13 protein-coding genes are annotated in these 12,943 nt (G+C 66.6%); 8 read left to right on the top strand and 5 right to left on the bottom strand.

What is annotated here, in order from left to right; translation table 11 throughout:
- Positions 1 to 57 precede the first annotated feature (57 nt).
- Positions 58 to 1,611: an EAL domain-containing protein gene (locus AC6LJ5_RS21640; RefSeq protein WP_498141573.1), complete on the top strand. Its 1,554-nt coding sequence runs from the start codon at positions 58 to 60 to the stop codon at positions 1,609 to 1,611.
- On the opposite strand, the gene AC6LJ5_RS21635 is transcribed toward AC6LJ5_RS21640, so the two are convergent.
- A complete protein-coding gene (locus AC6LJ5_RS21635) occupies positions 1,608 to 1,844 on the bottom strand; it encodes a hypothetical protein (RefSeq protein WP_498141572.1) in 237 nt (78 codons plus the stop codon). The genes AC6LJ5_RS21640 and AC6LJ5_RS21635 overlap by 4 nt on opposite strands.
- A gap of 111 nt (positions 1,845 to 1,955) precedes the next feature.
- Here AC6LJ5_RS21635 and AC6LJ5_RS21630 point away from each other — a divergent pair, with 111 nt between their 5' ends.
- The 3 genes from AC6LJ5_RS21630 to AC6LJ5_RS21620 all read left to right on the top strand — a co-directional run bounded on the left by AC6LJ5_RS21630 (position 1,956) and on the right by AC6LJ5_RS21620 (position 3,268).
- On the top strand, positions 1,956 to 2,555 hold the full coding sequence (locus AC6LJ5_RS21630; RefSeq protein ID WP_392410695.1) for a DUF2975 domain-containing protein: 600 nt from the start codon (positions 1,956 to 1,958) through the stop codon (positions 2,553 to 2,555).
- On the top strand, positions 2,555 to 2,812 hold the full coding sequence (locus tag AC6LJ5_RS21625; protein WP_392410696.1) for a helix-turn-helix domain-containing protein: 258 nt from the start codon (positions 2,555 to 2,557) through the stop codon (positions 2,810 to 2,812). Before AC6LJ5_RS21630 ends, AC6LJ5_RS21625 begins: the two co-directional genes overlap by 1 nt.
- A gap of 81 nt (positions 2,813 to 2,893) precedes the next feature.
- Positions 2,894 to 3,268 (top strand): DUF4156 domain-containing protein, encoded by a 375-nt coding sequence (locus AC6LJ5_RS21620; protein WP_103276199.1) that lies wholly within the window; start codon positions 2,894 to 2,896, stop codon positions 3,266 to 3,268.
- Between the two features lie 16 nt (positions 3,269 to 3,284).
- Here AC6LJ5_RS21620 and kch read toward each other — a convergent pair whose 3' ends face one another.
- Both kch and AC6LJ5_RS21610 read right to left on the bottom strand, forming a co-directional pair.
- Positions 3,285 to 4,499, bottom strand: a complete 1,215-nt coding sequence (kch, locus tag AC6LJ5_RS21615) for a voltage-gated potassium channel protein (protein WP_498141571.1) — start codon at positions 4,497 to 4,499, stop codon at positions 3,285 to 3,287.
- A 470-nt stretch (positions 4,500 to 4,969) separates the two neighbouring features.
- The gene (locus AC6LJ5_RS21610; protein ID WP_498141570.1) at positions 4,970 to 5,770 is read right to left on the bottom strand and encodes a response regulator transcription factor; all 801 of its coding nucleotides are present in this window, start codon (positions 5,768 to 5,770) and stop codon (positions 4,970 to 4,972) included.
- An 810-nt stretch (positions 5,771 to 6,580) separates the two neighbouring features.
- Between AC6LJ5_RS21610 and AC6LJ5_RS21605 the strand changes: the two genes are divergently transcribed.
- Positions 6,581 to 6,976, top strand: coding sequence for a helix-turn-helix domain-containing protein (locus AC6LJ5_RS21605; protein WP_103271138.1), 396 nt, complete (start codon positions 6,581 to 6,583; stop codon positions 6,974 to 6,976).
- On the opposite strand, the gene AC6LJ5_RS21600 is transcribed toward AC6LJ5_RS21605, so the two are convergent.
- Complete coding sequence (locus tag AC6LJ5_RS21600) at positions 6,957 to 8,111, bottom strand: acyltransferase family protein (protein WP_392410699.1); 1,155 nt, start codon at positions 8,109 to 8,111, stop codon at positions 6,957 to 6,959. The genes AC6LJ5_RS21605 and AC6LJ5_RS21600 overlap by 20 nt on opposite strands.
- A gap of 311 nt (positions 8,112 to 8,422) precedes the next feature.
- On the opposite strand from AC6LJ5_RS21600, the gene AC6LJ5_RS21595 reads away from it, so the two are divergent.
- The 3 genes from AC6LJ5_RS21595 to AC6LJ5_RS21585 all read left to right on the top strand — a co-directional run bounded on the left by AC6LJ5_RS21595 (position 8,423) and on the right by AC6LJ5_RS21585 (position 10,706).
- Positions 8,423 to 8,950 carry an META domain-containing protein gene (locus AC6LJ5_RS21595; RefSeq protein ID WP_103271136.1) on the top strand — a complete coding sequence of 176 codons (528 nt, stop codon included), beginning with the start codon at positions 8,423 to 8,425 and terminating at the stop codon, positions 8,948 to 8,950.
- A 116-nt stretch (positions 8,951 to 9,066) separates the two neighbouring features.
- Positions 9,067 to 9,861: a DUF4377 domain-containing protein gene (locus AC6LJ5_RS21590; RefSeq protein WP_498141569.1), complete on the top strand. Its 795-nt coding sequence runs from the start codon at positions 9,067 to 9,069 to the stop codon at positions 9,859 to 9,861.
- A gap of 107 nt (positions 9,862 to 9,968) precedes the next feature.
- Positions 9,969 to 10,706: a sulfurtransferase gene (locus AC6LJ5_RS21585; RefSeq protein WP_498141568.1), complete on the top strand. Its 738-nt coding sequence runs from the start codon at positions 9,969 to 9,971 to the stop codon at positions 10,704 to 10,706.
- A gap of 74 nt (positions 10,707 to 10,780) precedes the next feature.
- Here the strand turns inward: AC6LJ5_RS21585 and metG are convergent, their stop codons facing one another.
- A complete protein-coding gene (gene metG, locus AC6LJ5_RS21580) occupies positions 10,781 to 12,847 on the bottom strand; it encodes a methionine--tRNA ligase (RefSeq protein ID WP_498141567.1) in 2,067 nt (688 codons plus the stop codon).
- Positions 12,848 to 12,943 lie beyond the last annotated feature (96 nt).

The following is a 12,943-nucleotide window of genomic DNA, read 5'->3' as shown; positions in this document are numbered from 1 at the left end:
CTTTCATCCTTATCCACAAGAGGGGGCGGCTTGCCTACATCGGGAATGACTGCCCGCGTGTCATCGTGGCGTTTCCTGCCCGTTGCGCTGGCCATGGTGCTGCCGGTCCTGCTCTGTGTGGGCTGGAGCTGGTTTCACGCAGTCGGCGAGGTGCGCAAGGACGCGTCGATCGCGGCCGGCGTGGTGCGGGTGCAGACCGGCACCATCCTGACCCAGGCGCGCGAGCTGCTGGTGCGGTTGGTCGACCTGACGGCCAAGGACTGCGGCGAGGCCCTGCCCACCATGCAGCGCTGGGCCACGTTGAATCCATATGTTCGCGCGCTGATCCTGGCGCAGGATGATCGCATCTACTGTTCGTCGGCGGTTGGCGCGACGGACTACAGCATCACCGAGTTTCACCGCTGGCCGCGCAGCATGACGCCGGCCGGTTGGCTGTATACCGCGCAGGGCACGCCGATGGCGCCCGACCGGCCCGCCATCCTGCTGGGCGTGCCGGGCCGGGATGGCCGCAGCGGCGCGGTGGTGGTTGATGGGCGCAACCTGCAGGACATCATCAATTCGGTCGCGACCCTGGGCGACTTCCAGATCGAGCTGACGCTGGGGGAAGGGGCGCCGGTACGCAGTGCGTCCTGGACGGATTGGGCCGGCAGCGTCGAGCCCGTGTACCAGGAGATGACGGACAGCATGAACGGCGCGAAACTGCGCATCAGCGTGGTGGTGCCGCCGCAGGCGCTGGGGCTGGAGTGGCAGAAGCTGTTGCTGACCTACGTGCCTTTGTCGTTGCTGGCGGGTGCGCTGCTGGCCTGGGCGGCATATCGCTTGCAGCGCAGCCGCCAGTCCTACCGGGAACAGTTGCGCCGCGCGATGGCGGCGGGCGAGTTCCATGTGGAGTACCAGCCGGTGTACAGCCAGGTCACGGGCCGCTTCGAAGGGGTGGAGGCGCTGATGCGCTGGATGCGTCCGGGCACGGGGCTGGTGCGGCCCGACATCTTCATCGCGGCGGCCGAGCAGGAAGGCGTGATCATCGAGCTGACCCAGCATCTGCTGGGCCTGATCGAGCGCGACATGCGCGAATGGGACACGCCGCCGGGCTTTCATGTGGGCGTGAACATCGCGCCGGAGCACCTGTCCAGCGAGGATCTGGTGCCGGACGTTCGTGCCTTCGTCGCCGCGACGGCCGCGCGCCAGCCGCTGCTGGTGCTGGAAATCACCGAGCGCAGCCTGATCGAGGACAGCGGCCGCGCCCGCCGCAACATCGACACGCTGCGCGCCGAGGGCGTGCGCGTGGCCATTGACGACTTCGGCACCGGCCATTGCTCGTTGTCCTATCTGCAGAAGTTTCCGGTGGACTACCTGAAGATCGACAAGGGCTTCGTGCATGCTATCCAGCCGGATGGCGAAGAGGCGCCGGTGCTGGACGTGATCATCATGCTGGCGCACCGGCTGGGCCTGTCGGTGGTGGCCGAAGGCGTGGAACAGCGCTTCCAGTTCGACTACCTGACCGAGCGCGGCGTGGCCTTCATCCAGGGCTATCTGTTTTCCCGTCCTTTGCGTTCGGCCGATTTCATGGCCTGGTACGCGGGGCAAGCGCAGCCGGTCGTGCCGGATTAGCCGGCGTCGCGCAGGCAGATGCAGGGCGTTGCGGGCCGCGCGGGCCCGCGCTCCAGCGTCAATCGGGGCAGGCCAAGCGGCGAATAGCGGTTGCTCAGGGACCATTGAACCCGCAGGCGCAGGCCGCCATCGCCGGCCCGCGCGCAGCTTGCGTCGTCGGAGGCCGAGGTGCCGGCGGGAACGAGCAGCAGCAGCGCCAGGCCCAGCGCCGCGAGACCGGCGATGGGTTTCATAAATCGCATACGGCTTGCTTTTTGGGGTTAAAAAATTATTGTTTTGCGATAAGTATTTGCTACACTACAGCAATTGATAGTGATCCGCAACGCTCGCCAGGACTTTCCGAGATGCTTCATTTCCCCACGCAGCCGTCGGCCGCGGCCATCAGCGATGGCGTTCGCCGCATGGCGCGCATCCGCCGACTTTCGCGCTGCATGCGCTGGCTGCTCGCGGCCACGGCCGTCCTGTTCGTCGTCCTGGCCGTGGCCATCTGGTTCCTGAGTTCGGATGCGGCGCTGACCCGCAGCCTGCACGCGCTGCTGGGCATCACCGATCCGTCCCGCGCGCCCGCGTTGCAGCTCGGGCCGGGCTATCGGGTGGCGGGCTTCTCATTGCTGGGACTGCAGCTGGCGCTGGTGCTGCGCGGCATCGCGCATGCCCATGCGATGTTTGGCGACTTCGCGCGCGGCGAAGTGCTGACCTCGGCCACGGCCCGTCGATTGCGCGGCATCGCGTTGCTCATCACGCTGTTCGCGTTGTGCTCGCCGCTGGTGAAGATGCTGCTGGTGCTGCTCTTCACCTGGAACGCGCCCGGCGAGCCGCACATGCTCATCCACATCCAGCTGGAAGACATCCTGCTGGGTCTGCTTGGCGGCCTGCTGTTCGCGCTGGCCTGGGCCATGGAAGAAGCGGCGCACGTGGCCGAAGAGAACCGGGGGTTCATCTGATGGCGATCGTGGTCAGGCTCGACGTGGTGCTGGCGCAGCGCAAGATGAAGGCGCGCCAGCTCGCGCAGGAGATCGGCATCACCGAACCCAACCTTTCCCTGCTGAAGTCGGGCAAGGTCAAGGGCATCCGCTTCGATACGCTGGCCCGCATCTGCGAAGTGCTGCAGTGCCAGCCCGGCGATCTGCTGGAGTACGTGCCGGACGAGGCCGCCGGCATGACCGCGGCGGACGCCGGCTTCGATTTCCGCCTCGACTGATTCCCCTGTTTCCCAACGCCGTCCGCGCATGCATGAAGCATGGCGCGGCGGTTTCACACGCCCCTACGATGGATGATCATCATGCAAAGTCCGCAGTGCCGCCGCCATGTCCGGTCGCTGATCCTGTTGCTTTCCGCCTGCGCCCTGGCGGCCTGCGCGCCCACGCCGCTGGCCCCCGGGGCCGCGAGCAACGTGCGCATCACGCACAACGAGCCCGGCAAGGGCTGCGCGTTCCTGGGCGACGTGACCGGCAGCCAGGGCGATTTCCTGAGGGGCGCGATCACGTCCAATGCCGACCTGGAGACGGGCGCCCGCAATGACCTGAAGAACCGCGCCGCGGCGATGGGCGGCAATGTCGTATACCTGCTGACGCAGCGGGCCGGGCAGACCGGCCGCAAGGATCATTCGGAGCAGACCAACGTGACCTTGACGGGCAACGTGTACCGCTGCGAGTGAGCGGGGCTGCCTGGCGTCAGGCCGGTTCGGCGGCGGCCGGGCCGGCCTTGGCGAAGAACAGATCGGTGATGGCCTGGCTGTCCAACGGTTCGCCGTTGATGGCGCGGGCCAGCAGCTCCGCGCCCAGCAGCTGCACCGAGAACACCATGTCCGGCCGCACGCGTCGGATTTTTTCCAGGTGCTTGTTGGTGTTGACCAGCGCGACCGTCTTGGCGCCCTGGCCGGCGGTGGCTTCCTGGGTGGCCAGCACGATGAAGGCGTTCTCCGCATCGTCGTCGCGCAGCGCCAGCACGTAGCGGGCGCGGGTCACGCCGGCCGCGCGCAGCACCTCGACGCTGGACGGGTCGCCTTCGATGAGGTCGGCCGTCGCCGGATATTCCTGCGGCACGCCGGCGGGCACGATGACGGTGACTTCGTCGCCGCGCCTGCGCAGTCCGTCGTAGACGCTGAGCGCCAGCGGCGTCGCGCCCGCGATGATGATGTGGTTCTTTCTCATGGCGGTGGAGAATCGGCCCTTGACCAGGCGTTTCAGGTTGCCGCCGATCACCGGGCCGGCGATGGCGCTGACGGAGGTGGCGAACACCGTGATGCCGAGGATGATAATCGACGCGGTGAACAGCCTGGCCGCGCCCGAGTGCGGCGTGATGTCGCCATAGCCCACTGTCGACATGGATACGATGGAAAAGTACAGCGCGGTGCCGGCGTCGTGGACGGGCGGCTTGAATTCATCGCCCAGGTATAGCGTGCCGAACACCGCGTAGATCAGCAGCGACAGCACGCTGACCAGGGCGAACAGCGAGCCCGCCGTGACGCTGGCCCGGTCGAAGCGGCGCCAATAGGCCATCAGCGCCAGGATCAGCACCAGCGTATAGATGCCCAGGCCGGCGTGTCCGCTGTCGCCCAGGATGGCGAAGGTGCCCACGCCGATCAGCAGCACCAGCGAGAAGGCCCAGGCGATGCGGGCCTTCAGGATCAACCCCAGCGCGATCACCTGCAGGCCCACGCCCAGCACCAGCCGCGGAATCTCCAGCAGCCCGACCACTTGCATGATCTCCTGCCAGTTGTCCAGCGCCAGCCAGAACGAATACTCGCGCGCCTGCACTTCGCGCAGCACGGGGTGCATGAACGCGTAGCCATCCAGCGCGACGAGGAAGGCCAGGCACCAGTTGGACGGGAACAGCGACGTCAGCTTGCGCAGCCGCCGCAGGAGCGGGGAGGGGGACAAGGGCATGGGACCGGGGATTGTCGATGCCGCCCATTTTAGGACGGTGAGTAAGGTCTGCCGCTATACCTATTATGTATGGAAGGCTATCAACAAAGAATTACGATAAATCCGAGCCTGGTCCTAAACTTCCTACATCACGCTGCGATCCGAAAGGAACGCCGCTGATACGGGCGAAAAGCCCGCCAGCAGCAAGGCGGACGATTTCCCGTGTATTGCACGCAGCGGTCGGGGCGGGGACTAGAGACCCCGCACTGACTCACGGTTCACTCCGAGCGTGAGTAGTGAGGCACGAATGTTGGAATCGCGTGATCCAGGTAGAAGGCATCAGTGCCGGCTGATGGCTCCTGTTCACGTGTTGTTTTAGCGCGGCGTCTTACCTTCGGGGCAGCGCCGCGTTTTTTTCGCCTGCTTCCTGCCTGTCGCTTCCGGACGCGGATCCATCCCGGGTTTGCGCATATTTCCCTTCCAGATTGTATTCAGTATGACGTCGCGTTCGCGACGGCCGTATCGCGTCGCCATTCTTCGGCGCCATCGTCGGCCTGCGCGCGCTCGTCCAGGTCCAGCTTGATGTCGGCCGCGAACATATAGCCCCAGCCGTGCACCGCGCGGATGGGCAGGGTCATGTGGTTGGCCGTGGCCTTGCGGCGCAGGCGGCTGATCATGACGTCGACGAAGCGGCGGCGCGTGACGCCGCTGTCGGTGTCGTCCGCGCCGTCGGCATAGAAGGCATCGCGGCTGACCTTGCGATCCGGCGCGTGCACCAGGCGCGACAGGAAGTCGCGCTCTCCGGTGGTCAGGCCCATGGTGCGCCCGCCCGGGCTGATCAGGGTCCAGCCCTTGTTGGCCAGCCGCCATGCGTCGCTGGGCGGCTCTCCGTTGGCCGGAATATCGCCCGGCTCGGCGTCCATGCCGGCCGCGCGCCGCACCAGCGCCTGCAAGACCGCGGCCAGCTCCAGTCCGCTGACCTCGGGCGACAGGCAGGCGTCGGCGCCGCACAGCAGCGTGCGTATCCGGCTTTCGGCGTCGGGAAACGCGGCGATGGCGACGATGCCCAGGCCCCGGTCGATGCCGCGCAACCGCACGGCCGCGTTATGCACGTCGGGCAGCGGCGCTTCCAGCACCACCAGCGGGCTCGGGCGCCGGGAGTAGCGCTCGTACACATCGACCAGTTCGTGGCAGCGGCGCACGTTGAAACCCAGATGGGACAGCGCCTCGATCAGTCTGGCATGCCTGGCGTCGTCCTTGCCCAGGAAAATGACATCCAGCGTGTTGTTCATTGATGCTTCCAATGAGACTGCGCGGCGCAGCCGCCGCGTGGAAAGGGGGCGCGGGCGTTACCGGATGGTATCCGCCCGGAAGGCAAGGGATCCGGCCGAGGGGCCGGCGGTCTGTCGGTCGTCCATGGCCCGGTGGCGATGGCTTCTTGCCCGTGCAGTCCGATCCTTGCGTGTCATGCCCCTCTCCCTGTGCCGCCCGCTCGGCGTCGCAAGCGTGGCGGTGTTGTTGGAATGCGGGCGAGTGGTTGCACGGATGGCGGAAAAGGTCCGCGTTCCGGCTGCGGTTGCCGGCTGGCAGGCACGGGGTCCGGGCGGCGCATGGCCTGGCGTTCTGCGCCTTTGGCCGCCGATGACCCGGTACTGCTTGGAAGTCACGCCCGTGTTTCATTTAAACACGGGCGTGTTTTTTTGTGAAGATAAGTTTCTGTAGTTTCTAGCGGTAACAGATGCGATTGCTCAAATCCGTCCAAACCCATTGAAACGCTGTTTTATTCCGTGGTTGCAACGATGCGATATTAAGTATTACCGATACATTATTTTCTATTTTTAGTGCATCCAAACTCCTACACTCTCGCCGGATCCGGCCCAAGGCCAGGGCTCGGTTCCGGCCGCCCGAGCGTCTGCGCAAGCTGCTGATAGATAGCGCTTTTTGGGAGACGGCGAGCGCGGGGCGCGGGCGCCAGGACTGGCGGCGGACGGGCGGAAGAGGAGGCGTTGCGAGATTTGCGGATTAGCCCGGAAATTGGGGTGTAATCCGTTTGTTTGGCAGCAGTATTGAGATGTTTTAATCAAATAAATAAATTCAAATTAATGGCTCAGGTTGATCGATTGGACACGTTTAGCCATCGTCTGCGCAACGCAAGGATGCTACAGGGATGGACACAAAAGGACTTGGCGGTCGCGAGCAACCTGTCGCAAAGCGCCATCGGCAACTATGAAAGCGGTCAACGCCTTCAGCCGTCCAGCGAGGCCCTGATCAAGCTGACCCGCGCGCTGCGGGTCAGCCCCATTTGGCTGAGCGCCGGGGAAGGCCCGATGTTCAGTCCGGAGCCGGCCGAGCCCGCCGCCAGCGCGGGCGAGCCCGATGTGCCGCCGCCCTGGCCGTTCGAAACCGTTTCCTATGCCACCTATGCGCGCCTGAGCACCCAGGAAAAGCGCCAGATCGAGCAGGTGCTGGCCGCGTATATCAGGGCGCGCGGCGAATAGGGTTCACGCGCCGCTGGCGCGACGCGGCGGGCTGGCTTGCCGCGGGCCTCGGATCGACGGACAGGTCCTCCCGACCGCCGGCGCGCAGCCGGACGCGCAAGCGTTCGACGGGATCGGCGATCAGCGCGTTGAGCAGGGCCGCGAAGCCGATGCAGCCGGTCAGCACCAGCGCATCGAAAAGCGCCGGCTGGCGCGCGCTGGCGCCGTCGAGCAGCCAGCCGAAGAACAGGATCACCAGGGCATGGCAGATATAGATCGGGTAGCTCAGTTCGCCAATCGCCTTGTCCAGCCGGTATCGCGCCTGAAACAGGAAGGCCAGCGGCAGCAGCGCCGCGAACAGCAGCACCGCCAGCGCGTCGCGCAGGTTGTGGTTCAGCCCGATGAAAAAGTGCGCGCAGCAGTACGCCGCCAGGATGGCGACGCCCAGTTCCGGCAGCCGGGGCCAGCGGCGCGTCAGCGCCTGCCAGCGCGGCAGCAGTATCTGGTGCGACAGCGCGCCGGCCAGGAACAGCGCCAACTCGGCGGGAAAGAAGCGGTAGGTCCAGGGATCGCTCAAGCCGATGCCGGTGGCGATCAGCACGGCCCGCAGGGCCAGCGAGGCGGCCAGCAGCGCGAGCAGCCTGCGCGGCGATCGCAGGACGAAGGGCGCGACCAGGTAGAACGTGATCTCCACGCCCAGCGTCCAGGCCTGCGGCACCAGCAGCCCCTGGTAGAGCGGCACGTCGCTGTGCGCGAAACTGCCGGTAAAGAGCAGGGAGGAATGCTCGATGCCGAAGAACATCAGCCAGTCCTGTCCCACGATGAAAAGATTGGACAGGATCAGGAACAGCCGGGCCGACAGGGGCAGGTCGTCGTAGAGACGGAAAAAGCTGCCATCGCCGGCGGCGTGAGCGGCCAGGGTCAGCGCAGCGACCGCCAGGTAGACCGGAAACAGGCGTAGCAGCCGGTTGGCGTAGAAGTGCCCCGTCGCGCCCTGGTAACGGTCGGTGCCGGTCAGTACGTAGGAAATCAGGAAACCGGAGATCACATAGAACAGCTGCACCGCAAGGCGTCCGCCGACCAGTTGATTCGTCGCGCCGCCGCCAAGGTGGTCCAGGACCACGGACAGCGCCAGCAAGGTTCTCAGAATGCCCATCGGGATGTCTCCGCAGCCTGTTTCGCGTGCTCCGGCGCGTTGCGCGGGCATTGTCGGCCCGCCGCAGTCGCCGCCATGGCGGCCGCCCGGGTAGCGATGCCACGGCTGGAGTTCAGGCGATTCTGCGCGCCGGCGTCGCCGCGCGCCATGAGGCATAAGACCCAGTACCCGGTCGCTTGGCTTGCTCGCCGAGCGCCGGACTCCCGCTTTGGCCCTCGGGCGTAGGGCTGAGGGCCGGGGCAAGGCGCGGGACAACGGCGAACGATGCCGGTTACAGTCTAGGGGTGTGCAATCAATCGGAGGTTCCGCCCATGCCCAATACTCAGTTCTTGCCCGGCCGCCTGCTTTGCATGGGTTTGCTGGCCCTGGCGTTGGCGGGATGCGCGGGATCCGGCGGCGCTCGTCCGCAAGGAGCGGCCGCCGCCAACGCGGCCAGCAGCGCGGATTCACTGGCGCAGACCGCCTGGGAACTGGTGCGCTGGGTCCAGCCCGGCGGCGCGCTGCGCGACATTCCCCATGGCGACAACGGCGAGCCCGTGAAGCTGGTGTTCCTGGCCCAGGGCAAGCAATACCGCGTCAATGGCTTCGCCGGCTGCAACCGCTACATGGGCACCTACAGGATCGAGGGCGGCAGGCTGCGCATCGACGCGCCGGCGGCCACGCGCATGGCCTGCCCGACGCCGGAGCGAGCCGGCCTGGAAGCGGACTACCTGCGCGGCCTGGGCAGCATCGATACCTTCACGCTCGACAACGGCGGGGCACCCCGTCACCTGACCTTCAACCTGCGCGGCGGCGACGTGCTGGAGTTCGTGCGGCGCGAGGATCCGCCCACCCCCTGAGCGGCCTGGCGACCAGGCGTTTCAGTCTGTTTTCCGCCGGCGTGGCGTCCGTGCGCCTTGCCTACAATGTCGGGCCGCCGGTACGGGCGCTTCACGTCGATTTCGGGAGATCTTCCATGTCCATATCCTCCAGCTTGCGTTGGCTCGCTCCCTGCGCGCTCGCCGTCGGTCTTGCCGCCTGCGCATCGCCGCCGCGCGGCCCGGGCGCGCAGGATCCGCGCTTCCAGCCCGCCGCCGCGTCCGACGTGTACGCGCAGACCAGCTGGGACCTGGCCCGCTGGACGCGACCCGGCGGCTCCTTGCGCCAGATTCCCCATCCGTCGCAGACCTCGCGGCCCGTCACGATCAGCTTCATCCATGACCAGGGCGCGCCCGTGGTCAGCGGCTTTGGCGGCTGCAATCAGTACAACGCGCCCTACACGGTGGCCAATGGGCTGCTGATCGTGCGCTCGCGTCCGGTGTCCACCATGATGGCCTGCAATCCGGAGGCCATGCGGCTGGAGCAGGATTTCCTCGACGGCCTGACGCGCATCACGTCCAGCACGCTGGACAACACCGGCAATCCGCGCCGCCTGACGCTGCTGCTGTCCTCGGGCGACACGCTGGATTTCGGCCGCCGGATCGATCCGGCGACCGGCGGCCAGATGGGGCCGAAAAAGCTCGTGTACGTCGATTCCGAGCGGGTGCCCTGCAATGCCGGCGCCGGCCGCGCCATGTGCTACCAGGTGCGCGACAGCGCGGCCCAGCCCTGGCAGCTCTGGTATGGCGATATCACCGGCTTCAATTTCCAGCCGGGCGTGCGCTATCGGCTGCGCGTGGTCGAAGTGCGCGATCCGAATCCGCCGGCCGATGCGTCCGGCTTGAAATGGGTGCTGGACGCGGTGGTCGAGCAGGAGCCGGTGCGGCGCTGAGGCCCCGGTCCGGGCGCGGGCCCGCCAGCGATTATGATGGCGGCTCCCGCGCATTCCGCATTTTTCGCGGCCCGCGCATGCCGCGCCGGTCTTGTCACGCTACGTCCATGTCTTCCGTTGCCAATATCTCCGCCTACAAATTCGTCTCGCTCGACGGCTTGCCCGCGTTGCGGGAAACGCTGCTGGCCCGCGCGCGCGAGGACGGACTCAAAGGCACGATCCTGCTGGCCGAGGAAGGCATCAACCTGTTCCTGGCCGGCGCGTCCGCAGGCATCGAGTCTTTCCTGGCCGCGCTGCGCGCGGATGCGCGCTTCGCCGACCTGGAGCCGAAGTACAGCTACAGCGACGCGGTGCCGTTCCGCAAGCTGCTGGTGAAGATCAAGCGCGAGATCATCCGCATGAACCATCCGGCCATCCGCCCCGAGGCCGGTCGCGCGCCGGCGGTGGATGCGCGCACGGTGGCGCGCTGGCTGGCGCAGGGCGCGGACGACGCCGGTCGTCCGGTCGTGATGCTGGATACGCGCAACGCCTTCGAGGTCGACGAGGGCACATTCAGGAACGCCATCGATTGGCGCATCGAGCGCTTCACCCAGTTCCCGGACGCGGTGCAGGCGCACCGCGACGAGCTGCGGGGCAAGACCGTGGTCAGCTTCTGCACCGGCGGTATCCGCTGCGAGAAGGCCGCCATCTACATGAACGAGGCGGGTATCGATCACGTCTACCAGCTCGAGGGCGGCATCCTCAAGTATTTCGAGGAGACCGGCGGGCCGGGCTACGAGGGCAAGTGCTTCGTGTTCGATGAGCGCGTGTCGCTGGATCCGGCGCTGGCGCCCAGCCGGGCCTGAGCCGCCGCGCACCTGGCGCGATCATGAAAAAACCCGCCATGAGGCGGGTTTTTTATCGCCGGGCCGGCGCCGCGTCAGCGCACGCGCATGCCGGGCTTGGCGCCGGGGAAGGGCTCCAGCACGTAGATGCCGGCATCCACCGACTCGTCGGCGTGGCTGGCGGCCAGCACCATGCCTTCGGACACGCCGAACTTCATCTTGCGCGGGGCCAGGTTGGCCACCATCACGGTCAGCTTGCCGATCAGGTCTTCGGGCTGGTAGGCCGACTTGATGCCGGAGAACACGTTGCGGTGGCGGCCTTCGCCCACATCCAGCGTCAGGCGCAGCAGCTTGGTCGAGCCTTCGACATGCTCGCAGTTGACGATCTGCGCGATGCGCAGGTCGACGCGGGCGAAGTCGTCGATGGAGATGGTCTCGGCCAGCGGTTCGCCGCCGGGGATCACGGCCGGAGGCGCGGGCGGTTCGAACAGGTCTTCCAGCATCTGCGGCTCGACGCGCTGCATCAGGTGCTTGAACGGCGCCACGGTCCGCGGCAGCGCGGCGGCGTCGGCCCAGACAAAGCCGGCTTGCGCGCCGAACAGCTCGCGCGCGACGCGGTCGGTCAGTTCCGGCAGCACCGGGGCCAGCATCACGGACAGGGCCTTGAAGCCTGCCAGCGAGCGCGAGCAGATGTCCTGCAGCGCGGCCTTCTGCGCGGCGTCGGCGGTGCCGATGCCCTTGGCCAGCACCCAGGGCTGGGCGGTGTCGAAGGCCTGGTTGATGCGGTCGGCGCAGGCCATGATCTCGCGGATGGCGCGGTTGTATTCACGCGCCTCGAAGGCGGCGCGGATCGATTCGGCCTGCTCGGCGTACTCGGCCGACAGCGTGGCGGCGTCGCCGGCATAGGCCAGCTGGCCGTCGAAATGCTTGGTGATGAAGCTGGCCGCGCGGCTGGCGATGTTGACGTACTTGCCGATCAGGTCGCTGTTGACGCGGGCGATGAAGTCCTCGGGGTTGAAGTCCATGTCTTCGACGCGGGCGTTCAGCTTGGCGGCGATGTAATAGCGCATCCACTCGGCGTTCATGCCCAGTTCCAGATAGCGCAGCGGCGAGATGCCGGTGCCGCGGCTCTTGGACATCTTCTCGCCGCTGACGGTGATGAAGCCGTGCACGTTCAGCGCGTCCGGCGTCTTGCGGCCGGCGAACTTCAGCATGGCCGGCCAGAACAGGGCGTGGAAATAGATGATGTCCTTGCCGATGAAGTGGACCTGTTCGGTGTTGCCATTCGGGTCGAGCAGCGCGTCGAAATCCAGGCCGGCCTTGTCGCAATAGGACTTGAGCGAGGCCAGGTAGCCCACCGGCGCGTCCAGCCAGACGTAGAAATACTTGCCCGGCGCGTCGGGGATTTCGATGCCGAAATAGGGCGCGTCGCGCGAGATGTCCCAGTCGCCCAGCTTGGCTTCGCCGTCATCGGCGCCCAGCCATTCGCGGGTCTTGGCCAGCACTTCCGGCTGCAGGTGCCTGCCGCCGGCGGCGTTGGCGCCCGTGGTCCATTGCTGCAGGAATTCCACGCAGCGCGGATCGGACAGCTTGAAGAAGAAATGGTCCGAGGACTTCAGCACCGGCGTGGCGCCGGTCAGGGCCGAATACGGATTGATCAGTTCGGTGGGCGCATAGACCGCGCCGCAGACTTCGCAGGAATCGCCGTACTGGTCCTTGGCGTGGCACTTGGGGCATTCGCCCTTGATGTAGCGGTCGGCCAGGAACATGCCCTTGACCGGGTCGTAGAACTGCTCGATCGAGCGCGTCTCGATCAGGTCCTGCGCCTTCAGCGCGCGGTAGATGTCCTGCGACAGCGCCACGTTCTCGGCCGAATCGGTCGAGTGCCAGTGGTCGAAGCGGATGTGGAAGCCGTTCAGGTACTGCGGGCGCTCGGCGGCGTAACGCGCCACCAGGGCCTGCGGCGTGATGCCTTCCTTTTCCGCCTTCAGCATGATCGGCGCGCCATGCGCGTCGTCCGCACCCACGAAGTGCACCGTGTGGCCCGCCATTCGCATCGAACGCACCCAGATGTCGGCCTGGATGTACTCCATGATGTGGCCGATGTGGAAGGATCCGTTGGCGTAGGGCAGGGCGGTGGTGACGAAAAGAGTGCGAGACATGGTCTTCGTGCGGTTGAGGGAAAGGTGGATAGACCGGCCATTTTAGGGCAATGGCGGTGGCGGGCCAGCGGCGGGCCTCGGCGGGGGGCGAAAGGG

The sequence above is a fragment of the Achromobacter sp. 1011791174 genome (assembly GCF_059760925.1).
This window is presented reverse-complemented; position numbering and strand designations above follow the sequence as displayed.